The sequence below is a fragment of the Saprospiraceae bacterium genome, from assembly GCA_016715965.1.
In the GTDB taxonomy this organism is placed as follows: Bacteria; Bacteroidota; Bacteroidia; order Chitinophagales; family Saprospiraceae; genus Vicinibacter.
This window is the reverse complement of the sequence record JADJXG010000001.1, coordinates 3,309,590-3,334,952: the sequence shown is the minus strand read 5'-3', so window position 1 is coordinate 3,334,952 and position 25,363 is coordinate 3,309,590. Positions and strand designations below refer to the sequence as shown.

Genomic DNA, 25,363 nt, shown 5'->3' with positions numbered 1-25,363 from the left:
AAATTTTTATGATGAAATTTGTCTCTAAATTTTTAGGCGTACTCAATTTGATTTTACTGATTGATGTCCATTCAAATTTTGCTCAAGTCACCCACCCCAAGTTTTACATGATTGATGCATTAAAATGGAGAGAGCTGGGTCCATATAGAGGAGGGCGCTCTTGTGCAGTGACGGGAGTTCCTGGTCAAAAGGACAAATATTACATGGGCAGTACCGGTGGTGGAGTATGGTTGACGAAAGATGGGGGAAAACAATGGAAAAATATTTCGGATGGATATTTTGGTGGATCAATTGGTGCAATTGCCTTGGCCGAGCGAAATTCAAATCACATTTGGGTGGGAACAGGAGAAGAAACTGTCAGAGGCAATGTCTCTCCCGGAGAGGGAGTTTGGAAATCTGAGGATGCCGGTAAGTCATGGTCTTTTAAAGGATTGGCCAAAACCAGACACATTAGCAGAATTAGAATTCATCCAGACAATCCTGACATAGTTTATATTGCAGCCATGGGTGATTTATTCAAAAATCATTCTGAAAGAGGTGTTTTTAAGACCACAGATGGGGGCAAAAATTGGAACAAAATTCTATTTCCCAGTGACTCTGCAGGAGTTGTAGAACTTGTAATTCACCCTACCCTACCCCATATTCTATATGCGACAAGTTGGAATATCAGACGAAGTCCCTATTCACTCATTAGCGGTGGTCCGGAAAGTAATTTGTGGAAGAGCAATGATGGCGGAGATACTTGGACAAAACTAAAAGGAATCAACGGTCTTCCTTCTGGATTATGGGGAATCAGCACCATTACCATTAGTCCTAGCAATCCGGATGTGATGTATTCATTAATCGAGCATGAGGAAGGTGGATTATTTAAAACTGAAAATGGGGGACAGAGTTGGACAAAAATAAATGATAGCCGTGATTTGCGTCAACGCGCCTGGTATTTTTCCAGAATCCAGGTGGACCCATTGGACCCCAATACAATCTATGTGCTGAATGTCTTTTTTCACAAATCAACGGATGGGGGTAAAAGTTTTAAAACCATTTCTGCTGGACATGTGGACCATCATGATTTGTGGATAGATGCGAAAGATCCGAATCAAATGATTCTTGCAAACGATGGCGGCGCACAGATTAGCTACAATGGAGGAACGAGCTGGTCCAGTTTGAACAACCAGCCCACCGCACAATTTTACAGACTTACGACAGATGAACACTTTCCATTTCGTGTCTATGCAGCGCAGCAAGACAACAGCACTGTCCGCATTTTACATCGTACATACAGCAATTCCATCTCCAGTGCCCACTGGGAAAATACTGCAGGGGGTGAGTCGGGTCACATAGCCGTTGATCCCTTAAATCCTGAGATTGTATATGGCGGAAGTTACGGGGGATATCTCACTCGCTACGATCATCAAAATAAGTGGAATCGAAACATTCATGTTTGGCCTGACAATCCCATAGGACATGGTGCCATTAATTTAAAATACAGGTTTCAATGGAATTTTCCCATATTATTTTCAAGACACAACCCTAAAAAATTGTTTGTGTGCTCTAATCATGTTCATCTTTCAGAGAACGAAGGACATAGTTGGAAAACCATTAGCCCTGATCTGAGCAGAAATGACAGTACTAAATTGGTGGCTTCAGGAGGGCCCATTACAAAAGACAACACCTCTGTAGAATATTATTGCACCATCTTTGCAATCACAGAGTCAATCTCTGATTCCAATGTAATCTGGACTGGTTCTGACGATGGTCTGGTTCATTTGACAAAAGATGGAGGAAGAAACTGGATCAATGTGACGCCTTCGGCTTTGCCTGAATGGGCCATGATCAATAGCCTGGAAGCCGACCCCTTCCATCCGGGCGGTTGCTATATTGCTGCAACATGTTATAAATCGGGTGACTATACGCCTTACTTGTTTAAGACAGAAGACTTCGGTAAGAGCTGGAAAAAAATTGTACAAGGGATTTCCGCTGAACATTTCACCAGAGTAATACGAGCAGATCGCATTAATCCAGGATTATTGTATTGTGGGACAGAAAGGGGGATCTATTTTTCAGAAGATGATGGACGAAACTGGTTTTCATTGCAGAAAAATTTGCCGCTGGTGCCAATCACCGACATTGCTTTAAAAGATTTTTCATTATTGGTTTCTACACAGGGCAGAGGTATTTGGATGTTAGATGATTTGACTTCTTTGCGTGATCTGAAAAACTTAAGAAAGGGTTCACACTTTTTTCATCACCCCAAACCTGCATACAGCATGAGGGGCAGTCAGGACACAACGATTTTGAATGCAGGAATCAATCACCCATCTGAATGGATGTTTTATTTTTATTTGGATTCAATCCGAAATTCGGACACGATGGAATTTTTTCTCGTTTCTATGGATTCAGATACTTTAAGCAGATTATCAAATAAAGCTTTGAAAAATTATCAAAAAGTCAATATTAAAACGGGATCAAACCTTGTGTTAATTCCATTTAAATACCCTGATGCGACAAAGGTGGAAGGCATGGTCCTCTGGGGAGCTTCACTCGCAGGACCATTGGCACCCCCCGGTACCTATCATCTAAGCGTCCTGCAAAACAAACAAAGGCTATATCAAGACAGTTGCTCTCTCCTGAGAAATTTTGGGTATCCATCAAGTAATCAGGATGCGATCAACCGATTTAAATTTTTAAAAAAATGCAGAGATAAAGTGGACGAAGCACACAAAGCAATTTTAGAAATAAGGGATTTGCGCGCACAAATGGACGGTTATTTTGAAAGATGGAACGAAATTCCTGAAGAATGCAGCAAGCAGAAAAGTAAAATTGATAGCATTTTGACAATTATAGAAAATGAGTTGTACCAAACCAAAATGCAGGCGATCCAGGATCCCATCAATTATCCCATTAAATTGACGAATAAATTAGCCCATTTGGTGGCATTGTACAACCAGGAAGTATATCCTCCCACCGAACAAGCAGAAGCACTTGCAGACTTATTGATCCAACAAATAGATGAGCAACTTCACCGATTTTCAATGGTCAAATCAATAGATTTATTGGAACTAAATCAGAAGATCTTAAAATTAGAATCTCCGGTTTTTATTCCGTTGAAATTTGACAAAAAATAGCAGCAGGTATTTGTTGCGGAGATGATTAAAAAGAAGGTTTTCAAATACTATAAGGTTTACAAGCCTTATGGGGTTTTGTCGCAGTTCACAAGAGAGCATCCAGACGATCAAACTTTAAAAGACCTCTATGCTTTTCCACCTGATGTTTATCCGGTAGGTCGATTGGATAAGGACAGTGAAGGATTGTTGATTTTGACCAATGACCCTACAATCAATCAGATGATTTTACACCCAGACCAAAAAAAGGAGAAAACCTATTGGGTTCAGGTAGAAGGAATTCCCAATCATGATTTTATTCAAGCAATGGCAAAAGGTATAGAAATAATGGTTAATCAAAAAGCTCATTTCTGTCTTCCTGCCTTGGTCAAACCTTTGGAAAATACCATTCAGATTCCACCTAGAAATCCCCCGGTGCGATACCGACAAAACATACCAGCTACCTGGATATCTATCACTCTTAGCGAGGGAAAAAACAGGCAAATTCGGAAAATGTGTGCAAAATTGGGCTTCCCAGTTTTAAGATTGATTCGGATCTCCATTGGGAATCTAATTCTTGAAGAATTGATCCCAGGCAAAGTATATACAATTGAGAGGCATGATTGTATTTAGTCGATATTCTAGCTTAATTGATAGGGTATGTCTAAATCAAAGTCTGAATATTCAGACACTCCCATGCTAAAATAAGTATCTTTGCGCCTTAACAATTCAATGTCTCGATGTTTTTATTGATATTTTTTATAATTAGTTACCTGCTGCTTTGTCTTAGTCTATATTTGATATTCCCTAAAATGGGGATTGATCCAATAAAAGCATGGATTCCGGGTGTCAATTTTGGGGTTTGGTGCAAAGGGATAGGGAGATCTCCATGGCACGCACTTTGGCTTTTAATGCCGATTGTGAATGTATTTATATTCGTAGGGATGAGTGTTGACCTGGTCCGGTCATTCAGAAAAATGAAATTCTTTGATTCAGCCCTGGCAGTAGTTTATGCACCTCTTAGTTTCTTTTTGATTGCCAGAAATCCAAAAGATGTTTTTGTCGAACCTGCCGTTATTAAGGAAAGAGAATACATCCATTCCTTGCATTTGGCTCAGAAGGAAAAAGACAGTGCCAAATTTGAACGAATTAAATCCCAAAGTCCATATGCCAAATCGGCTCTAAGAGAATGGCTGGAATCTATCATATTTGCAGTATTCGCAGCTGCTTTGTTGCGAATGTTTATATTGGAGGCATACGTCATCCCTACTCCTTCTATGGAAGGAACGCTTAAAGTAGGAGATTTTTTATTTGTTTCAAAATTGCATTATGGGGTTAGAATGCCAATGACGATTGCGATGTTGCCATTGTTGCACAACACCGTACCAGGCCTGGGAACAGAATCTTATTTTTCCAAGCCAAGCTTGCCATATAAGCGGTTGCCAAAATTGGTCGAAATCAAAAGAAATGATCCCTTTGTATTTAACTGGCCTGTCGGAGATAGCGTGTATCTCGGGAAGGAAAGATCTTGGGCTGCATTTCAGTTAGCCAACAATCCGTATGCAACTCAAGATTGCAAAGGTGCAGGACTTCGTGTTAGACCAGTCGATAAGAAGGATCATTATATTAAGAGATGCGTCGGTATGCCGGGAGATAGTCTTCAAATCATCAACAGGCAATTGTACATCAACGGAAAGGAAGCACAAAATCCCAAGCACCTTCAACATGCCTATTTAATGAAAACATCCACGACATCCATTCCGATGAAAAGACTTACAGAATGGGGAATTAATACCTACGATCCCAATCTAAGAGCGGGTTTAATTTATCTGGATGAGACCCAATATGAAAAAGTTAAATCATTGGGACCCGATATTGAGTTATTGCCTTATGAGTCCAATGACGACCAGGTGTTTCCACCGGGTCAGACTGGTTGGACCTTTGACAACTATGGACCTGTTTGGATTCCAAAAGCCGGAGTTACCATTGAGCTAACGCCAGAAAACCTAAAGTTTTTCGACCGCGTTATTTCAGTATATGAATCAAATAAGCTAGAACTCAATAATGGCAAAATTTTTATTAATGGGATTGAATCCAGTCAATACACCTTTAAGCAAAATTATTATTGGGCAATGGGCGACAACCGAAGAAATTCTGAAGACTCTCGAGCCTGGGGATATGTACCGGAAGACCACATTGTTGGCAAACCAGTATTAATATGGTTTAGCTTAAAAAATGCATCATTAAGAGAAGGAGTCAACTGGAAAAGGGTTTTTTCTTCACCTAATAAACTTTAAAATATTTGATTGGTAAGTCTTTCTTTCTTTTTTTATTTGGATTGTCTGCTTTACAGGGATTCGCGCAGATGCCAACCACTTCTTTGTGGTATTTAGATTTAAGTCAAGATAAAAATGGAAATTGGATTCATAGAAAAATAAAATATCTGAGTTTATTTAATAAAAACTCTTACAATAACCAGGCTTTTTGGATGAGTAAGAATGAATTTCTTGCATCCATCGCTACCCTTGAAAAAAAAGATCCGGATATTTGTCTTTTTGATTTGTCAGAATCCATTTATACAAGGATTTTGGACCATCCGTTAAGTCATTATTCGCCAAGGATTCATCCTTTGGATTCAACTGAACTTACAGTCGTTGAGGTAAATACTTTACCCGATACCACGCAGTATCTGGCAGCTTACGACTTAAAGACAGGCAAGAAAAGAAGGATGATTTTAAGTGAACATGGGAAAATAGGATATTATCGTTTTTTAACTCAGAAAAAATGGGTTTGTTTTATCGTTGACCATTACAATTATTTGGCCATTTGCAATGAGGAAAACACAAGCCGGATCGTATTTGCATCTGATATTGGACGGTGTTTTGAAGTTTTGGAAGATGGAAGTATTTTGTTTGTCCATAAACTGACCAAAGAAGTGTGGCAACTGAAGAAATACCTTCCTTCTACAAAGTCAATGGAGTACCTAGGCGAAATGCCGAAAGGTGTTGAAGATTTTGGTTTAACCAAAGATGGAGAAATTATTTGTGCAAAAGGCGCAGAATTATTCAAGTTTGATAAGATTCATTCCTCTTGGAATTTGATGATAGATCTGAGTGAATTTGGTTTGAATAATATAAAGAGAATCTCCATTCTTGACAACCAATTTCTACTGGTCAACGAACCGTAGCTGATAATGCCCAATGCAAGTAAAAGATCAAGTTTTTCAAACGATCGAAATAAACTTTCCTCCCAAAAGAATCGTTTCACTCGTGCCTTCTCAGACAGAATTATTGTATGATTTAGGTTTGGAAAATCAAGTAGTAGGAATTACTAAATTTTGTGTCAGACCACCCCATTGGATTAAAGAGAAATTAAAGGTGGGTGGTACCAAAAATGTCAGTATTCAGAAAGTGATTGATCTTAACCCGGATCTTGTCCTTGCCAATAAAGAAGAAAATAACAAGGAGGATATTGATCGATTGAGTCAAACTATTCCGGTTTGGACCAGTCAAGTGTCCAATGTACAAGATGCGTTTTATATGATCGACCAGATTGGCATGATCTGCGATCGCCAATTAGAAGCAACAGCGATGACGCAAAAAATACAGCATGAAATAAGACATTTTGTGCAATTTAGAAAGAGCATTCTACCAACCCCGCTTAAAATTTGCTATTTGATTTGGAAAGCACCATGGATGAGTGTAGGTAAGGATACATTTATTCATGAAATGCTTGAGTTGGCTGGATTTGAGAATATTTTTTCAGATAAAATCCGATATCCAACAACCAGTCTCGATGAAATCAGACAACGTGGGCCTGATTGGATTTTTCTTTCATCAGAACCCTACCCTTTTAATGAGAAGCATAAAGATTTATTCAAGGATTTTAATTCTATCATTGTTGATGGCGAACCTTTCAGTTGGTATGGAAGTAGAATGTTATATAGTTTTAAGTATTTTTGTCGTTTAATTGATCAGATCCAAACAACTACTCCATGAAATATCTCTTATTGCTTTGTATTTTAGTGGGCTCATGTGATATCAATGGGCAGGAAACCATACCGCATGAATACTTTGTGGAGTGGCGCCAACCAAAAGCCCATTTGAATTCTTTCATTGCAAATTGTAAATTGAATCATATTGAAATCCAATATCTGGACTCGTATCAACCTTTTGGAATCATCACTTTTCCCGCCACTTTTCAAAGGGAAGATGAAATCAAATTATTAACGAACGAATCATCCATAAAGCACTTCCATGCTTCCAAAGTACTTCAAGCCAGAGGGTGTTCTCCAAATGATCCATCGTATAACAGACAATGGAATATGGGAAAAATGGAATTCGATGAGGTTTGGTGTTATACCAACGAAGGTATCAGTCCTCTTGGTGATACTTTGGTGATCGGCTTAATGGATTTCGGTTTTGATTTTCGCCTCAATGATATTTTGCCCAATGTTTTTGTCAATCATCACGAACTGCCAAACAACAAAATCGATGATGACGGAAATGGCTATGTGGATGATTATTATGGTTATAGTCCTATTTCAATCAATAAGAATGATGAGCATCCCGAAGCCAATCACGGAACGGAGGTAATTAGCATCTTGGGGGCCAAGGGAAACAATGGGAAGGACATTACAGGAGCAGCGCAGAACATAAAAATTTTAATGTGTTCCGGGATGTCTGAATCACACATGATTGCCTGCTATACCTACTTTTACAAAATGAAAGAATTGTATCTCCAATCTGGAGGACAGAAAGGAGCCTATGTGGTGGCCACCAGTATTTCACTGGGTTTTAATTCAGCTTTTCCTGAGGATCACCCAAATGTTTGCCCTTTGTATGATTGGCTCGGATCCATCGGAATTATGAATGTATGTGCCACAGTAAATGAGCCTGATCATGATATTGGCTTAAAGGGAGATATTCCGTCCTTGTGTCCAAGTGATTTTTTAATAGCGGTAACCAATACCGATATGAATGACCGGTTCGTGCCATCCTCGGGATATAGTAAGCTGCACATTGATATTGGCGCATCTGGTGAAGAAGTCGCCGTTTTACAAAGAGGGGGTATGTTAGGATCCTCTTCAGGATGTTCTTTATCAGCACCTCAAGTGGGAGCAGGTATCGTTTTGCTCAATCAATTTTGTGGTAAATATGCCCAGCTTCTAAAAAATAAACCAGAAGATGCTCTCAAATTGCTGAAATCAATGATCCTCAATTGTGGAGACCCGCTTTCAAGCTTATCCAATATTACGGTATCCGGCAATAGGTTTAATGTGTTTAAATCCATGCTGTGTTTGGAAACTTATTGCAACTCACTAAAGGAACAAAGCTTTATGGAAATTGAGGTTAATCCTTTGAAAGACGGCAATTTAAAAGTAAATTTAGGATTTGATCAATTTGGTCCTTATACCCTTCGAATATTTAATCCTCTGGGCCAAATGATTGACTTTTTGGATGAAAATCACCGTCCAGGATCTGTAGATCAAACCATTGAGAGGGATGTAAGTAATTATCCTTCAGGTATATATTATATTCAATTTTTATTTAATGGTAAACAGGAAACCAAGGGTTTTGTAAAATATTAACAGAAAAGTTCATTCTGATGGAATATTTTCTTTAATTTTGCACCCTGTTTTTAAAAGGCTCCGTAGCTCAATTGAATAGAGCACCTGACTACGGATCAGGAGGTTTCAGGTTTGAATCCTGACGGAGTCACTAAAAAAAATTTTGATAAATCTGTATAACAATGTCTAAAGTTTGTGATTTAACCGGTACTAGGCCTTTGTTTGGAAATAAAGTTTCTCACTCCAATAGAAAAACAAAAAGAAGATTTAACCCAAATCTTCAGAAAAAATCTTTCTTTATACCAGAGACCAATGAGTGGATTGAATTAAAGGTGACGGCCAAAGCGCTAAGAACCATTGATAAATATGGTTTATATGAGTATTTGAAGAAATTGGAATGTAAATGTTAGAATTTTAATAATTGACAAGTTATGGCTAAGAAAAGCAAAGGCAACCGCCAACAAATTATTTTGGAGTGTACAGAGCACAAAGATTCTGGAATGCCCGGAACTTCAAGATATATGACTGAAAAGAATAAGAAAAACACCCCCGATCGGATTGAATTGAAAAAATACAATCCCATCTTAAAGAAATACACTGTTCATAAAGAAATTAAATAATCATGGCTAAAGTATCTAAAAACGCAAGGGTTGCTCAGCGTGCAGCCAATGTAGGTTCTGGTAGGGATTTTGTCAAAGTGATCAAGTCGATTAAAGATCCGGTAACAGGAAAATATACCTATAAAGAACTGATGGTCCACAAGGACAAAGTCAAAGACTTTTTCGAGCAAAACAAGTAATTTCTTTTATCTGAGTACTTGATAAAATGAGAGGTTCGAATTTCGAGCGTCTCATTTTTTATTTAATTCATAATCATTTTTATATGGGATTTTTCAACCGTTTTTTCAATAAAGAAAAACAACATGAGCTTGAGAAGGGAATTGAAAAAACCAGAGAAAGCTTTTTTGATAAAATTGCCAGGGCTGTCGTTGGAAAATCTACCATAGATGAAGAAATTCTGGACGAATTAGAGCAAATTCTTATTAGCTCTGATATTGGATTGGAAACTTCAGTAAAAATTATCGAACGCCTTGAAGCAAGGGTTGCAGCTGATAAGTTTGTGAAAATAGAGGAACTAAACACACTACTTAAAAGTGAAATCGATCAAATGTTGGGAGAAAATAAAACGGAAGATCTGGATGATTTTTATACCGGAGAAACGAAACCCCATATTATTTTAGTGGTAGGTGTCAATGGAGTAGGTAAAACAACTTCCATTGGTAAACTAGCCTTCCAATTTGTTGCAAAAGGCAAAAAAGTAATCATTGCCGCCGGAGATACATTTAGGGCTGCGGCAGAAGATCAGCTTAAAATTTGGTCAGATCGGGTAAACTGTGATTTTTTTACCAAAGGTATGGGTGCAGATCCTTCTGCAGTTGCATTCGAAGCTACCCGTGAAGCCGTTGTCAAAGGTTCTGACATTTTAATAATTGATACAGCAGGAAGACTTCATACGAAATTGAATCTTATGAACGAATTGAGTAAAATTTATCGCTCCATTCAGAAGGCCCTTCCTGGTGCTCCACATGAAGTTTTGTTGGTCCTTGACGCTACTACGGGACAAAATGCCATTGAACAATGCAGACATTTTACCAATGCTACCCAATTAACTGGTCTGATTCTAACCAAATTGGACGGTACAGCAAAAGGTGGTGTGGTGTTGGGCATATCTGACCAGTTTAAAATCCCAATCAAATACATCGGAGTTGGAGAAAGTATTGATAAACTTCAGGTTTTCAATAAAAAGGCCTTTATTGACCTCTTATTTTCAAAGGCCGGTAGCCTCTAAAACAGATCTCCCATTGGTATTTATTGAAATTATTCTTAATCTACATTAAGATTATCGATAAATGTTAGGTATGCCTAATATTTATTGTAATTTTGATTAATTAAAGAACTTCAGGATGAAGGTAGTTTACAAATGGGCATTTGCTATTCTCTCAGGTCTTTTGTTCATTTCTTATGCCTCCAACCCTCCCAATGGTTATACCGGGGCTCCTGGCGAAAGTACTTGTGCGAGCTGCCATTCAGGCGGTGGAAGTATCAGTGGAAGTTTGGAAATATTGGGCCTTCCCGGCAGCATCACTCCGGGGCAGACTTATCAAATCACCTTAAAAATAAACAATACCTCGACTCCATTAACCAATGCTGTCCGGGGTGGTTTTCAGTTGGTTGTTGTCGATCAAAATAATAACAACATTGGAACTTTATCAAACCCAAGCACCTCATCGACTTTGAGTTTTTTTGTTGGTAAAAATTATTGGGAACACAACCCTTTTAAAAATTTTAGTGGAGGAAATAATTTGACATGGACCGTCGATTGGCAAGCACCGGCCAGTGCAACAGGTCAGGTCGTTAATATGTATGCCGCTTGTGTGATGGCCAATGGCAATGGAAACAATTCTGGAGACAGGGTTTATTCAGAACAGGTTTTGGGAAATATGCCGGGCCCTCCCCCACTTAGTGCAAGTATTTCAAATTTTAAAAACGTGTCGTGTTTTGATGGAAGCGATGGCTTTATTACAGTCTCAGCATCCAATGGTGTTCCACCTTATAACTACAATTGGTCCAATGGTCAAACCACCGCGACAGCCAGTAACCTCATGGCAGGGAATCATTCAGTAACGGTCACAGATCAAGCTGGCGGTATGGTGGTACTTAATAGAAACCTGACCCAACCGACTATCATCCATATAAATGCTTCTGCAAGTAGATTATTGTTAAATTGTTTTGGAGATAACAATGGTTTTATTAATTTGACAGTCAGTGGAGGTGTGAGTCCATATACCTATAAATGGTCAAATGGACCAACCACCAAGGATATTTCAAATTTAAGAGCTGGGGACTATACAGTTACAGTCAAAGACAATGCGCAGTGTGAGCAAATCAAAGAATTTTCTATTGAACAACCAGATGCTTTGAGCCTTATACCTCTTGTTTTAAACAAACCGGATTGCATAAATCACAACAATGGAAGTATTGAAATGAGTGTATCCGGAGGCAGCTTACCATACAACTATAAATGGAATTCAGGAGAGACTTCTGCACTAATAAGCGATAAGTTTCCAGGAGTGTACACTTGTACGGTCACGGATCAAAAATTGTGCGTTAGAATTCAATCAATCAATCTTGTTGTGGATGATAGGATCAAGCCGAGGATTCTGCCGAATCCAATGCCAGTGGTTCATTTGGATTCTTTTGGACAATTTACCATTGTGCCTTCACTATTTGCAAAAAACGTAATCGATAATTGTGATACCGGAATTGTTATAAAGGCTGACGTAGGTCAAGTCAAATGCAATAATTTGGGCCTTTTGCCTGTCAAAATCGTTGCCACCGATCTTGCTGGAAATATTGACTCTGCAATGATTGATGTATTGGTATTGGATACATTGGCTCCCATTGTTCAAGTTCCAATGGATATGACAATCAATAATTGTAGCCTTAAAGTTCCTGCTTTATCAGGATTTGATAACTGCGGGATAAAAGAAATCAGGAAGTTGGAAGGGCCTGACGAAGGCGCATTGTTTAATGAAGGGATAAACCATTTAAAATATGAGTTTGAGGATCCATCTGGAAATATTACAGCAGTAGCGTATAAGGTTGAGCTCATCAATCCCCTAGAAATCAAAGTGGATACCATCCTTTTGGACGATTGTACTGGTAAGGATCCGGTGGTTGTTTTGAGCATGCAACACAAGAATGATTTGGAATATTCGATGTATTACAACGATTCCATTGTCAAATCTTTTGACACCATTGAGATTTACCAGTTTGGGGAGATACCGGATTCTAAATTTTTGTTGAGTTTTCGGGATTCAAATTTATGCAACCGGACTTTTGCTTTTGATATTCAATACAAGGATCCATCCTACCAACCCAGAGAAATAGTTATTACAGAGCCTTCAGATTGCATTGCAAAAGATGGTAAGATTGAATTATTTTTTTCGGATTCAGTCACGGAAGCACGATGGTTGGATCAGGATTTGAATGAGCTGGATAATCAAACGGGTGAAAATTTAGGAATAGGGGTTTATTTCTATCGTGTTAGTTTCAAGGACGCGCAGACCAATGAAACTTGTACCATCACTTTTGGCCCATTTGAGCTAAGCTGTGTCAGTTTTGAAGGAGAAACTAATGTCATTTTGGAAACAGTGTTAGTCTTTCCAAATCCATCAAACCAGCCGATTCTTTCTTTGTATTTAGAAACGATTGGGTCTACAAACATTTCGGTTCTGAATTCCGGAGGTATCACTGTATTTTCAGAAAAAAATCTTTTACCAGGATTGCATGAAATCGATTTGGGGATTCAACCTTCTGGACTGTATCTTATTAAATTGGAAACAGGTAAATCTATCATTCACCGCAAATGGATTCTGATGGAATAATTACCAGAAACTTTATTTAATAGATTTCTTCAAAAAATCCTGTCTTTGTATTTTTTCTAACCTTATCCCAGGGAAAATACCTTCCATTCATTGAAATATAAACACCATTGTTTAATGTTTGGGCAAACGCCAGGGCACTTCCTAGATTGAAAAATCCATCGGAAGAGCTTCCAAATGCATAAGGGATCATTGCCCCTGTTAAAACGATGGTTTTCTGAGTAACACCAGCCTGAATAATGGCTTCCGCTGTTTTGACCATGGTGTCAGTACCATGCGTGATCAGAATCTTATCAGTCTTTGAAGTTTTACATTGATGAATGATCATGTCTCTGTCAGAATCGGTCATTTCGAGACTATCTACCATCATCAAAGTTTTTACATTGACATCAAGTGAGCATCGACCTCTTTCAAGCATCTCTACGACATGACTGTCTTTAAAGTACAATTGCCCGGTCACAAAATTATACTCTTTGTCAAATGTTCCACCTGTAATAAATATTTGGATAAAATTGTTCTCTGTAACCATTCTGCAAATTTATACTTAATCCATCAATCCGTATTCTCTCATCCACCAAATGGTAAAAACCAATGCTAAAAACAGAAAAATAAGCAAACCGATTTTTATCCAGGACCAGGGCTTATCACCGTAGACCTTTCCGGTTTGACCATTGATCAGAATTTTATAAACTTTACCCTGGTATTTATAGGCACTGATCCAAAGTGGTAAATAAACATGCTTGTATGTTTGTTGTGAGAGTTGAGTAGTAACATGCAAATTTCGCTGGGTATTCCCTCCCAATTGCCCGGAACACATGTGCCTGACTTGTTCCATTACCTGCCTTTCTGCCAATTCATAGCAAGACTGAATATTTTGATTGTACAATTCAGATTGCCATCCCATCATAAACCGCGTGTCAAAATTAACCATTTCATTAAGGCGATATCCAGCAATTTTTGATCTGAATTTTGGGTCGATCATATCGGATGCAGCAATTAAAATATCATCAAAAAAATGATTCAAGGTTCCAGAGCGATACACCCAGCGAACTTTTGTGACTGGTTTTGTAACCCATTTGCCATTTACATAAGCATTGTGGTATTCTGTATAATAATAACCGGCTTCACCACACCATTCTGCATAAACTTGAAAATCAAATGTCCAAAATGGAGTATAAATCCCAACCAAGGCATCCAGAGACGCAGCATCCTTCAATTTTGATGGGTGAAACCATCCTTGTTTGATCCAATCAGAAAATTTATTTTCAGCCTCTTTTTTACCCAAATAAAAAGGGATGATTCCAGCTGGTTTAATGATGCGCTGTTGGAAAGCATCAATGAGTGTGACTTCAGAAGCGCAAAAGCTGCAATTGGACTTAATCTGGTCAGCATCCACCAGGACAGTTGCGCCGCAAGAGTTACAGTGATAAGCTTTTTTGGATTCCGGGTCTAAATAAAATAGTTCTTCCTCTCCCTCATTTCTAGAATACTTTAGTTCTTTGATTTGGTCATTCTTGTTGGGAAGGGATTCGTTGTATCCGCAATATTCGCAAAGCAATTGGGTGGTTTTAGGATCGAAGCCTATACTGCCGCCACAAGACGGGCATTTAGAACCCAGAGCTTTTGCTTTATCTAGAAATTCTGCAGGTACCGCTTCTGGAATCACAATCTTGCCAGGAGTTCTTTTTTCTTTGACTCAAATTCATCTTCTGTTATAATCCCTTCAGACTTAAGCTTACCAAGTTCGCGGATTGCTTCCATTATTCTGGCCTGAAGATCAAGTTCATCCTGACTGTTTTGATTTGAAGATGACATGGATTGATGAATCATTTGCCCCATACCGGCTCCCATGTTCATGCCAATAAAAGCACCCGTTGAACCTTGATTTTCAGCTGCCTTTCCGATGGCTTGTGAGGTTTCGAATTTGGTGAGTCGATCCATATCTTTTACCATGTTCATATTCGTAATTTTGTCATAGAAGGATTCAACCTCCGGAGGAAGTGAGATGCTAGTAATGACAAATTTTGTAATCTGAATGCCAAACTGGTTGAAATCATCTTGTAAATTGGGAAGGATGGCTGAGCCAATTTCCGTTAAATTAGAGACCATATCCATAACTGAAATTTTGGATTCGGCCAGTGCTTCGCCAAATCTCGGAGAGATTAAATCTCTCATACTTTCTTCAATTTCAGACTGATATACTATATTCCTGTTTCCGGCGTATTGCTTAAAAAATGCAATTGGATCTGAAATTTTAAGCATATAAGTGCCGAAAGCTTTTACCCTGACTTGTCCAAATTGCTGATCGCGCAATAAGATTGGATTTGGAGTACCCCATTTAAATTGGGTGAAATGTTTTAAACTGACAAAGTATATATCACATTTAAAAGGGGATTTGAATCCCATGTCCCAATGCCTCAACTTCGTCAGTATGGGCAAGTTTTGTGTCTCTAAAGAATAAAGGCCTTCTGAGAAAACATCTGCTATTTCACCCTCATTGACAAAAATGGCCAACTGAGAAGGTCTCACCGTAAGCGCTGCGCCATACTTAATATCGGCCTGCTTGTCCTGAAATTTGTAAAGGATGACATTTGGGTCATTTTCAACCCAATCAATCACTTCAATAAACTCGTTTTTGAAAAAACTAAAAATGCCCATTTGACTTTTTGGTTTGTTGATTAAAAACCTTATAACACTCAAAACCTTGGGATCGTTCTCTATATAATAGCCACTTGTCTATTATTTGGCTATATTTGTCTACGAATTAATTTCAGAATTAAATATTTACTTAAAATTTAAAGTGTAAAGTATTGAAATTCTTGACATAATAATTAAATGGCACATTATTTGCTGCTGTCCAACTGTCTCCATTTAATTATTGGTAGATAGATAAGTTTTAATCTCATAATCAATTCATTATGAAATTTTTTAAAGCAGCTTTATTATTTATATCGGCTAATTTTTTGGTGATTCATACATCGAACAGCCAATGTGCATCAGGTGTGACCTATATTACCAAAGTCACATCAACCACAGGAGCTGGTACCTATGACGATCCTGCATTGGGCCAAATTGAGTTTGAATTTTGCTTTAAATTGGATGAATTTTTTGAATCTCAAACCAATTGGGTTCATGGAATTTTTATTTCATTTGGAGATTTGCAAGATGGTGTTACCTATGAATTGGGAGAATCTGGAGAACAGAATACCCAACACGGGCCAAGAAAATGGATTTATATTGATTCTTTAAAAGCCAAACAGTTTAAGTTACCTGGGGTTGGATTTTACGTTGATGATTTTGATGGAAATCCGAAGAACAATTACGGTGACAATGGAAAAGGAACCCCAAGAGCCACATTCCCTGACTTAAAGCCTTTTTGTTTTAAGGCAAAATACACCTGTGGTTATCCGCGAATTTTGAGGCCGACCATAACAGTGACCGGCGATGGAACAACCGGTGGATGGTCGAATCCGGCTTGCCCTGGCGATGAATTTACATCCACCCAGGGTGGAGGAAATAACTCTGGTTATATTGTTGTTTGCGGTACAGTTTTACCTTTGCAATTACTGAGTTTTTCAGGAAATTTTGAGAATCAACGCAATTATTTAAATTGGACTGGCTTAGCGGACGAGTATTTTTCACATTATGAATTGGAAAGGCGTTTTAGTCATGAAAAGACTTTTGTTCGAATCGAGACTTTTGCCATCAAATCAGAGTATTCCGGGTCTTTTGTTCACGAAATTGATTACATGGATCCTACAATACCACAAAGTACTACTTATTACAGACTTAAGATGGTGGAAAAAGACCATACATACACCTATTCTTCGGCAATCAGCATAGCCGCTTCCAAATCTTTGAAAAACAATCTAGAAGTTAAAATATTTCCTCAACCCGCTGACCAGCTGATCTCGGTCGAATGGACCAGCAAGAGCGATCAACTTAATTTTGAAATTTATAATATTGACGGGAAACTATGTGGTTATGGTTCTTTGAAAAGCGAAGCTCAAAAGAATTTTAATTCAGCAGACATCCCCATTCATTATTTACCGGTAGGTTCTTACCTTATTCGATTTATAGAAGGACTGGCCACGGTTTCCCCTGAATTTCAGGTCCAGCAGATTAAAGTAATAAAATTTACTAAAAAATAAAGAATCGAATTTCAAATAGACCTCCAGTTAGGTTAAATCACATAGTCTGCACAATAACTTGATGCAAATGCATTCGGCTTACACTTGAAAATAAAGCCCATAGAAAGTATATAACCCATGGCTTCCCTCAAAGCAATATTGGACTTAAAATGTGGGTCAGTATTGATGTCTGCATGCACCTCTAGTGGAATCTTGTGGGATTCCAACAAATCGCAAATTGCATAAGCCACTTCAACAGATTTTGCCACCTCTGCCAACATTCTCTGTTTCAAACTCATTTTTATAGCTTCTTTGCTTAAATGGATAAACATAAATCCTCCTTTGCCTTCACGAAGAAATACTATAACAGTGGCAAATTCAGAAACGCTGCCATGTACTCGAGAATCAGTACCGATACAAACTTTAAGATTAAAACCCAGTGCTTTTTCTCTAAGAATGGTTTGTTCTACCAATTCTCTGACATCTAGGTGGATCTTTTTTCCATCAAAGGTTTTCCACTCCATAAGTTATCTTTGCATTCTTATTATTCAAAAGACTCAATAAAATTCTCTATATTTTTGTATATCAATAAGATATATTCTTACAAAAAATTTCAATATTCTTAAAAAGAGCCTTGTCGAAAATAATTTTAATAACTCTCCACAATATTACAAATTTTAACAAAATGTCCAGATTAATTTTCCATTTTCCAATGTTTGGCAATAAGCAGATTTCCAACTTTACCAGGCTTTATTTTCTAGGAAGCCTGTTTATTGGGGCCTTTTTGTTGCAAGCAGGCTGCAAATCAAAACAACACGAAAATGGAAGTACGGGAATTTCCAATCACCTGAAAGACGAAATCTCACCTTACCTGCTTCAACACGTACACAATCCAGTGGATTGGTACCCATGGAAAGATGAGGCGCTTGAATTGGGTTTGAAATCAAGGAAACTGATGATTGTAAGCATCGGATATTCTTCTTGTCATTGGTGTCATGTGATGGAGAGAGAATCTTTCAGCGATACAGCGGTTAGTCGAATTATGAATCAGAATTTCATCTCTATAAAAGTTGATCGTGAAGAAAGACCTGATGTGGATCAGGTATACATGAATGCTTGTCAGATTGTCAACTCAGGAGCCTGCGGCTGGCCTCTAAATTCTATCACTTTGCCTGATGGCCGACCTGTCTGGGTTGGAACCTACCTCACCAAGGAAGAATGGATAAAGTTGCTTATCTCCATACAGAACTTATATGAGGAAGATCCCAATGAGTTGGAAAAAATGGCCATGCGCATCCAAAGTCATTTGTCAGTCGATTATTCTCAATTTGTCTCTTCTAACCCAAATCAAGTGACCAAGGGTAAATTGGAAGATATATTTAAGGGCATTTCTAAAGAGATGGACCTAAAACATGGGGGCAAGATTTCATCGCAAAAATTTCCTCTGCCAGCACTTCATAAATCTTTGATGGAATATTCGTACCACGCTAAAAATGCAGAAATAAATCGATTGTGTGTTTTAAGTCTGAATAAAATGGCCCAAGGCGGTATTTATGATCATTTGGCCGGAGGGTTTTTCAGATATACAGTGGATTCTGAGTGGAAAGTACCACATTTTGAAAAGATGCTTTATGACAATGCTCAGCTGATCAGTCTTTACTCGCTTGCCTTTCAAAGATACAAGGAAGAAAGTTTCAGGGAGGTTGTGAAGAATTCAATGAATTTTGTATTGAATAGCATGCGTCATAAAGAGGGATTATTTTATTCTTCTTTTGATGCAGAATCTGACGGCGAAGAAGGCAAATTTTATGTGTGGACTGAAAATGAGATTGATCAAATTCTTTCTGACACCATTCAAAAGATGCTCTTTAAATCAGCCTTTAACATTACCTCAGCCGGTAATTGGGAGAAGGGTAGAAATATCCTGTTTCAAACCAATGATATCAAATCTGTCATTAAAAAGAATAAATTGGAAGAGTCTGCTGCTCTCAAGGCCCTATCGACCTCAAAACAAAAAATGCTTTCAGCAAGAAATCAAAGGACGATGCCATTCAGAGATGAAAAAATGTTGTGTTCGTGGAATGGATTAATGATCAAAGCCTGTGCCGATGCTTCAGCTGCCTTACAAAACAGGGAATATTTGGATGCAGCTATAAAAGCTGCTGAGCAACTAAAAATAAATATGTATGATCCCGGAAAAGGGCTTTACAGAAATTTCATGAATAATACCAAGAGCATATCCGCTTTTTTGGAAGATTATGCATTTTCAATGGATGCTTTTTTGAGATTGTATGAGTTGACATTTGATGAATCCTATTTGGATTTTTCAAAAGAATTGGCGGAAATTGTGATAAAAGATTTTTCTGACAATCAGAATGTTTATTTCTACTTTACCTCTCATTCAGACAGAAGGCTGATAGCGCGAAAAATTGATTTCGAGGATCAGGTAATTCCATCTGCAAATTCGGTCTTGGCGGAATGTTTTTATAAATTGGGTTTGTATTATTATGATTCAAAATATTCAGATAGGGCTGAAAAAATGATCTTGGGAGCTATTCAGCAGTTTGGAGAACAGCAAGCCGAGTTCTATGCAAATTGGATGCGATTGGGAATTTTTATGTTAAAGCCTGCTTATGAGATTGCAATTGTCGGACCTAAAGCAACTGATCTAAGGGATCAACTGGCTTCTCACTATTTGCCAAATGCAATCCTCTTGGGTGGTGTCACAGAGGGAAGTCTTGAGTTATTGAAGGAAAAGCTTCAGGAAGGTAAAACCTATATTTATGTTTGCCGGAATAAAGTGTGTAAATTGCCGGTAACTGAAGTGCCTCTGGCAATTGAATTACTTAATTAGATAGATGGTGGTAGGCCCAATCAATTACTTGCTAGCTGGCCTGAGGATGTTCTTATTATTGCTATCCATGGCCATCGTAGTTCTGATTGGGTGGACGCTATTTAAAATGAGGATTATTGACAGAAAATTAGCCTATAAAATTAGGTGGTATTTTTGCAATTGGACTGTTTTTCTATTGGGAATCAAGAGAGTTAGATCAGGCGAGCCCATCTTAAGATCCGGTACTCTGTTTGTATCCAATCACAGATCACTCATTGATGCGGTGGTGCTTTTTTCTATCCTTGATCATGGATATGTGATTAGTAAGGCGGAGGTTAAAAACTATCCATTGATTAATACAGGTGCCATCCTTTCCGGAGTAGTTTTTGTCGAGAGGTCAAATGCAGAAAGCAGGAATCAGGTACGTGGAGTAATTTGTACTTTGCTGGAAAATAATGAATCTGTTTTGATTTTTCCGGAAGGCACCATCAGTACTTTCAAGCATACCCTACCCTTTCGTAAAGGATCACTTGAGGCAGCAATGCAAGCTGGTGCACCGGTTCAATATTGTGCGATGGAGTACATGAACCCAGCTACTGATTTCTGGTGGCACAATCATTTGTTAAAACAATTTTTTATCAGTTTTTCCAATTGGAATACCGAGGTGCGTTTGCATTTTTTTGATCCTGTGCAAGTACAGGATTCAATGACTTCCATTCAAAAAATCGAATCTGAAATAAATGACAAACTGAAGGAATTTCAAAAACATTGGAACAATAAAGACAGCGATGGTTTATTTGCTGATAAAATCTAAACTGATGCTATTTACACAATGTCTTGTATTCAATGGGGTAAATCCCTCACCTTCAAAAACATGCCCTAAATGACCTCCGCAGTTAGAACAAACGATTTCCGTTCTATGACCATCACGATCGGGCAATCTCTTAATTGCACCTTCTATTTCTTTGTCAAAACTAGGCCAGCCACATCCAGAATGAAACTTGTGTTCGCTCTTGTACAAAGGTGAGGAACATTGTTTGCAACAGTAGGTTCCTGCCTCAAAATGACTTTCATAGATTCCTGAATATGGATACTCAGTTCCTTTATGAAGAATCACAGCCTCTTCTTCTTTCGTGAGTGGTTTTAAAAAAGTAGAATCCATTGAATTATTTTGATATTAATCCTGGAAATTTTAGTCTCAGTTTAGATAGCTTTGGGGAAATGACAATTTGACAATATCCCTCATTGCTATTGTACTTATAATAATTTTGATGGTAATCTTCGGCTTTGTAAAATTCGGTAGCAGTAGAAACTTCTGTCACGATGGGGTCTTCCCAAAGTTGTGAAGCCACTTCCTTCATCGATCTTAAAGAAATTTCCTTTTGTATTGTATTTAGATAAAAAATGACGGATCTATATTGAGTTCCTCTATCTGCTCCCTGACGATTTAAAGTGGTCGGATCATGGGTGGTCCAAAAAACTTCAAGTAAAGTTTCAAAACTGATTAATTGAGGATTGTATATAATTCTTACCACTTCAGCATGCCCAGTCGTACCTTTGCAAACTTCTTTGTACGACGGATTTTTAATCATTCCACCCATGTAGCCTGAAGTGACTTCAAGGACTCCTTTCAGATCCTGAAAAACGGCCTCTAGACACCAAAAACACCCACCTCCGAAGATTGCAGTATCTGTATTTGACAGATTTTCAATATTGGTAGTATCTAATTCCATTTGCTTGTTGAATGTTGTTTCCTTTATGGGATTTGGTTTGCAGGATAAAATACCAATAGTTATTCCAATAATTTGAATGAGGTATAGCATTTAATTAAAACCGATAAGTTTTGTTGAAGTTTAGCTTTCAAAATATTTTTTGTCCAATAATATAAAGATTGTATCTTTGCCGTCCAATATTGCGGAGTGGAGCAGTTGGTAGCTCGTCGGGCTCATAACCCGGAGGTCGTAGGTTCGAGTCCTGCCTCCGCCACAAAAGGAAAAAGCCGGTTCAATGCCGGCTTTTCTGTTTTAATTCGGCTTATAAACCTTGTCTCAATGGAATTTTTAATTTTTTGCTAATCAATGGTAGAAAAGAATGATTTTGACCTTGTTGTCCAAATGCTGCAAAGAATTACGGAGCAACCTGAATTGATGGCTACATTACCGGAAGCCCAGAGGATCCAATTTATGACGTATTGTGGAGCAATTGCCAGACCTGATAAACATCACCGAAAAAAAATCAATAAGGAAGTTCGCAAACAAACAAAGGATAAAATCAGAAAAGTGGATAGGTTATTGCGAGAAGATACAGGCATAAGAAGATCAAGAAAAAACGAAATTTTTATTGCACCGCAGCAACTTATTGAACCTCTGGAGAAAAGTTCACCCAGTTTAAACTCCTACAGAAATTGTTATGTGTGCAAACGTGAATACGATCAGCTGCATCATTTTTATGATGCTTTATGCCCCTCTTGCGGGGAATTCAACTACTCTAAACGATTTCAAAAATGTAATCTCATTGGTCAAGTGGCCTTGATAACCGGGTCCAGGGTTAAAATTGGGTATCAGGCTACCCTAATGATGCTAAGATCCGGGGCTCATGTCATTGCAACTACCAGATTTCCAGTTGATTCTGCAAAAAGATATGGATCTGAACCGGATTACCAGGATTGGAAAGATCGATTGGACATATATGGTTTGGATTTAAGGCGTTTGCCAAGTGTGGAATTGTTTGCCAATTACATACAAAGTTCTTATTCAAGATTGGATTTGCTCATTAACAACGCTGCTCAGACTGTTCGACGACCTCCGGGGTTTTATAGTCATCTTATGTCTGATGAAGAGAGTGCTCTTACCGATCGTTCTGAAGCAGTCAGACATCTGCTTAGAAAACATGAGTCGTTAAAATCCTATTTAAATTCAGGGATCGCTTCTTCCAACCAAGATTTTGCAGCACTTCCAATACGCTGGAATGCCACGGAAGCAGGCATTGGAATTAAAAATTCAGCAGGACTTTCTCAACGCCCGTATGGTTTTGACAATGACATTGCAGAGCATGATTTTTTTCCTTCTGGAAAGCTGGATGCAGATTTGCAGCAAGTGGATTTAAGGACAACCAATAGTTGGAGACTATACCTTGGAGAAATAGAAAGTACCGAAATGATTGAAGTTCAGCTAATCAATCTAATGGCGCCATTTATTTTAAACAACCGGTTGATCCAATTGATGAAGAGAGAAAATACGGCTTGTAAGCATATCGTAAATGTAACTGCAATGGAAGGGAAGTTTCATCGTTTTCATAAATCAGCCAGACATCCTCATACCAATATGGCCAAAGCTGCTTTAAATATGTTGACCCATACTTCAGCATCAGAATTGGCCAATTATGGTATTTACATGAATGCTGTGGATACCGGATGGGTGACTGATGAAGATCCATACTTCCTTTCAAAAAACAAAGAAGAAATCCATGATTTCCAACCTCCACTGGATATTGTAGATGGTGCTGCCAGAATTTGCGACCCATTCATAGATGGTATTAATACAGGGAAACATTGGTGCGGAAAGTTCCTAAAAGATTACTTTCCAATAGACTGGTGAGATCAATGGTTTACGAAAAATTTGTTGCAATGAAATTTTCTAAGGCTTTATAGTCTAGGTAGTTTTTTGCCTGAGGCCATCTGTTTAGGTAAGAGCGCCAGGCTTGTAATCCACCTGTGTGAAGTATGGTTATTACCTTGTTATCGTCCAATTTTTCAATACTTAAATCAAGTGCCTTTACCAGTCTTCCGGTATAGATAGGATCCAACCAAATTGAGTTAAGACAATAAAACAGATCTATGTATTTCATGAGATCAGCAGAATATCCGCCAAAAGCCAGTTTTCTTTCTTCTTGAAGATAAATGGCAGGTGGTTGGGATTCTTTTAGAATAAAATTATTTGATACTGGGCTGAAGCCAACCACAGATGCTCCTGGTTTTATCTTTTGGATACATTGCAACATGGTTCCAGTACCTGTAGCTAATACGATCTGATAATTTTGAGAATTGAATTGAATGTCCAACTCTTCAATCAATTGGCGTACTCCTTTTTCCGCTCCAACACCTTGTCCGCCTTCTTTAATATATAAAATTTGGTCCTCCAGAGGAAAGTATGTCTCAAAATTTAATTTAAACGTCTTCCGGTCGATGACCTGATATTTTATTCCCCATTTTTCTAAATCATTGGTTACAAATGAATCTGAGGCATTGTGTCCATAAAGCCAAATATTTGTCTTTAGGGAAAGTTGACTGGCAATGTATCCAAAAGCATGGATAAAATTGGAATGCAAGCTACCGCAGGTGATGATTTCTGATTTATTCGCATTCCTGAAAATTTCTAGAAAGCCTACAATCTTTCTTAATTTATTTCCGCTCAGAATGGGATGAATTAAATCATCTCTTTTCATCCAAATATTCTTTTTGGAAAAAGGTAATACTATCTTTTGCAATGGTGAAGGTAAAATCAAAGGAACCCTCAGACCTTGTATGGATAGATCACTTTTCAAATAACCAGGGAATAGGTCTGTCTTCATTAAATGGACGCAAAGTTTTTCTGACAATTGTGTGATCTTTTATAAATTCAACAGCCTCGTCGATGTCGTCAGTTAAGTAAAGCAATTCACGATCATGGGGAGAAATGGTACCTTCCTTTGCCATTAGATCGATAAATTCAAGCATGTCCTTATAAAACTCTGATCCGAATAGAATGATCGGAAAATTAGTTAGTTTTCCAGTTTGAATCAAAGTAATTGCTTCAAACAATTCATCCAATGTTCCAAACCCACCTGGCATTACCACAAAACCATACGAATATTTAATAAGCATCGTTTTGCGGGTAAAAAAGTAGTCCATATCCACAAAATGATCCAGATACGGATTGGGAAACTGCTCATGTGGAAGGATAATATTGCAGCCTACGGATTTGCCACCGACTGCTTTGGCCCCCCTGTTGGCAGCTTCCATAATTCCGGGACCTCCCCCTGTCAAAATTGTAAATCCAAGTTTGGCTATTTTGCCGGATATTTCTTCTGTTATTTTATAGTATGGATGATCTGGCTTAAATCTTGCAGATCCAAAAACGGTAATACAAGGACCAACAAAATGAAGCTTCCTGATCCCTCTGAATAAGTCTCTACTTACACTAAGCAGATATTTAAACTCTTGCCACCTGCTCAATGGACCGCTTAGGAATTGAATTTCCTTTTGTTTGTTGTAACTCATGAATGGTGGACTAATTAAGTCGCAATATT

23 protein-coding genes and 2 tRNA genes are annotated in these 25,363 nt (G+C 38.2%); 17 read left to right on the top strand and 8 right to left on the bottom strand.

Annotated elements, in window-relative coordinates:
- Positions 1 to 11: 11 nt before the first annotated feature.
- The 12 genes from IPM48_12850 (at position 12) to IPM48_12795 (ending at position 13,117) form a co-directional block, all read left to right on the top strand.
- Positions 12 to 3,125, top strand: coding sequence for a glycosyl hydrolase (locus IPM48_12850; GenBank protein ID MBK9272472.1), 3,114 nt, complete (start codon positions 12 to 14; stop codon positions 3,123 to 3,125).
- Positions 3,126 to 3,146: 21 nt separating this feature from the next.
- Complete coding sequence (locus tag IPM48_12845) at positions 3,147 to 3,734, top strand: pseudouridine synthase (GenBank protein ID MBK9272471.1); 588 nt, start codon at positions 3,147 to 3,149, stop codon at positions 3,732 to 3,734.
- A gap of 107 nt (positions 3,735 to 3,841) precedes the next feature.
- Entirely contained in the window at positions 3,842 to 5,398 is a 1,557-nt protein-coding gene (lepB, locus tag IPM48_12840) for a signal peptidase I (protein MBK9272470.1), read from the top strand.
- A gap of 68 nt (positions 5,399 to 5,466) precedes the next feature.
- The gene (locus IPM48_12835; GenBank protein ID MBK9272469.1) at positions 5,467 to 6,288 is read left to right on the top strand and encodes a hypothetical protein; all 822 of its coding nucleotides are present in this window, start codon (positions 5,467 to 5,469) and stop codon (positions 6,286 to 6,288) included.
- A 13-nt stretch (positions 6,289 to 6,301) separates the two neighbouring features.
- Positions 6,302 to 7,099, top strand: a complete 798-nt coding sequence (locus IPM48_12830) for an ABC transporter substrate-binding protein (GenBank protein MBK9272468.1) — start codon at positions 6,302 to 6,304, stop codon at positions 7,097 to 7,099.
- Positions 7,096 to 8,691, top strand: coding sequence for a S8 family peptidase (locus IPM48_12825; protein MBK9272467.1), 1,596 nt, complete (start codon positions 7,096 to 7,098; stop codon positions 8,689 to 8,691). Before IPM48_12830 ends, IPM48_12825 begins: the two co-directional genes overlap by 4 nt.
- Positions 8,692 to 8,747: 56 nt before the next feature.
- Positions 8,748 to 8,821, top strand: a tRNA-Arg gene (locus IPM48_12820).
- Between the two features lie 31 nt (positions 8,822 to 8,852).
- Complete coding sequence (rpmB, locus tag IPM48_12815) at positions 8,853 to 9,080, top strand: 50S ribosomal protein L28 (GenBank protein ID MBK9272466.1); 228 nt, start codon at positions 8,853 to 8,855, stop codon at positions 9,078 to 9,080.
- A 21-nt stretch (positions 9,081 to 9,101) separates the two neighbouring features.
- The gene (gene rpmG / locus IPM48_12810; GenBank protein ID MBK9272465.1) at positions 9,102 to 9,290 is read left to right on the top strand and encodes a 50S ribosomal protein L33; all 189 of its coding nucleotides are present in this window, start codon (positions 9,102 to 9,104) and stop codon (positions 9,288 to 9,290) included.
- Positions 9,291 to 9,292: 2 nt separating this feature from the next.
- Entirely contained in the window at positions 9,293 to 9,469 is a 177-nt protein-coding gene (locus IPM48_12805; protein ID MBK9272464.1) for a DUF4295 family protein, read from the top strand.
- Positions 9,470 to 9,552: 83 nt separating this feature from the next.
- A complete protein-coding gene (gene ftsY / locus IPM48_12800; GenBank protein ID MBK9272463.1) occupies positions 9,553 to 10,518 on the top strand; it encodes a signal recognition particle-docking protein FtsY in 966 nt (321 codons plus the stop codon).
- A 115-nt stretch (positions 10,519 to 10,633) separates the two neighbouring features.
- Entirely contained in the window at positions 10,634 to 13,117 is a 2,484-nt protein-coding gene (locus tag IPM48_12795) for a T9SS type A sorting domain-containing protein (GenBank protein ID MBK9272462.1), read from the top strand.
- A gap of 16 nt (positions 13,118 to 13,133) precedes the next feature.
- Here IPM48_12795 and IPM48_12790 read toward each other — a convergent pair whose 3' ends face one another.
- Genes IPM48_12790 through IPM48_12780 form a run of 3 tightly spaced genes read right to left on the bottom strand, consistent with a single transcriptional unit; the run spans position 13,134 to position 15,772 of the window.
- Positions 13,134 to 13,643 (bottom strand): asparaginase, encoded by a 510-nt coding sequence (locus tag IPM48_12790; protein ID MBK9272461.1) that lies wholly within the window; start codon positions 13,641 to 13,643, stop codon positions 13,134 to 13,136.
- A gap of 15 nt (positions 13,644 to 13,658) precedes the next feature.
- Positions 13,659 to 14,780, bottom strand: a complete 1,122-nt coding sequence (locus IPM48_12785; GenBank protein ID MBK9272460.1) for a hypothetical protein — start codon at positions 14,778 to 14,780, stop codon at positions 13,659 to 13,661.
- Positions 14,777 to 15,772, bottom strand: coding sequence for an SPFH domain-containing protein (locus IPM48_12780; protein MBK9272459.1), 996 nt, complete (start codon positions 15,770 to 15,772; stop codon positions 14,777 to 14,779). The genes IPM48_12785 and IPM48_12780 overlap by 4 nt, the downstream gene beginning before the upstream one ends.
- Before the next feature lie 260 nt (positions 15,773 to 16,032).
- On the opposite strand from IPM48_12780, the gene IPM48_12775 reads away from it, so the two are divergent.
- On the top strand, positions 16,033 to 17,265 hold the full coding sequence (locus IPM48_12775; GenBank protein MBK9272458.1) for a T9SS type A sorting domain-containing protein: 1,233 nt from the start codon (positions 16,033 to 16,035) through the stop codon (positions 17,263 to 17,265).
- A gap of 32 nt (positions 17,266 to 17,297) precedes the next feature.
- Here the strand turns inward: IPM48_12775 and IPM48_12770 are convergent, their stop codons facing one another.
- Positions 17,298 to 17,768 (bottom strand): hypothetical protein, encoded by a 471-nt coding sequence (locus IPM48_12770; protein ID MBK9272457.1) that lies wholly within the window; start codon positions 17,766 to 17,768, stop codon positions 17,298 to 17,300.
- A gap of 161 nt (positions 17,769 to 17,929) precedes the next feature.
- On the opposite strand from IPM48_12770, the gene IPM48_12765 reads away from it, so the two are divergent.
- On the top strand, positions 17,930 to 20,098 hold the full coding sequence (locus IPM48_12765) for a thioredoxin domain-containing protein (protein ID MBK9272456.1): 2,169 nt from the start codon (positions 17,930 to 17,932) through the stop codon (positions 20,096 to 20,098).
- Between the two features lie 106 nt (positions 20,099 to 20,204).
- Positions 20,205 to 20,891, top strand: a complete 687-nt coding sequence (locus IPM48_12760; protein ID MBK9272455.1) for a 1-acyl-sn-glycerol-3-phosphate acyltransferase — start codon at positions 20,205 to 20,207, stop codon at positions 20,889 to 20,891.
- On the opposite strand, the gene IPM48_12755 is transcribed toward IPM48_12760, so the two are convergent.
- Positions 20,871 to 21,239, bottom strand: a complete 369-nt coding sequence (locus tag IPM48_12755) for a methionine-R-sulfoxide reductase (protein ID MBK9272454.1) — start codon at positions 21,237 to 21,239, stop codon at positions 20,871 to 20,873. The two genes, IPM48_12760 and IPM48_12755, sit on opposite strands and share 21 nt — an antisense overlap.
- Before the next feature lie 4 nt (positions 21,240 to 21,243).
- Complete coding sequence (msrA, locus tag IPM48_12750; protein MBK9272453.1) at positions 21,244 to 21,810, bottom strand: peptide-methionine (S)-S-oxide reductase MsrA; 567 nt, start codon at positions 21,808 to 21,810, stop codon at positions 21,244 to 21,246.
- A gap of 180 nt (positions 21,811 to 21,990) precedes the next feature.
- Between msrA and IPM48_12745 the strand changes: the two genes are divergently transcribed.
- Both IPM48_12745 and IPM48_12740 read left to right on the top strand, forming a co-directional pair.
- A tRNA-Met gene (locus IPM48_12745) sits at positions 21,991 to 22,063 on the top strand.
- 92 nt (positions 22,064 to 22,155) lie between these two features.
- Positions 22,156 to 23,673 (top strand): SDR family NAD(P)-dependent oxidoreductase, encoded by a 1,518-nt coding sequence (locus IPM48_12740; GenBank protein ID MBK9272452.1) that lies wholly within the window; start codon positions 22,156 to 22,158, stop codon positions 23,671 to 23,673.
- A 10-nt stretch (positions 23,674 to 23,683) separates the two neighbouring features.
- Here the strand turns inward: IPM48_12740 and IPM48_12735 are convergent, their stop codons facing one another.
- Together IPM48_12735 and IPM48_12730 are read right to left on the bottom strand one after the other, a co-directional pair.
- Positions 23,684 to 24,520, bottom strand: coding sequence for a hypothetical protein (locus IPM48_12735; protein MBK9272451.1), 837 nt, complete (start codon positions 24,518 to 24,520; stop codon positions 23,684 to 23,686).
- An 88-nt stretch (positions 24,521 to 24,608) separates the two neighbouring features.
- Entirely contained in the window at positions 24,609 to 25,334 is a 726-nt protein-coding gene (locus tag IPM48_12730; protein ID MBK9272450.1) for a TIGR00730 family Rossman fold protein, read from the bottom strand.
- Positions 25,335 to 25,363: the final 29 nt, after the last annotated feature.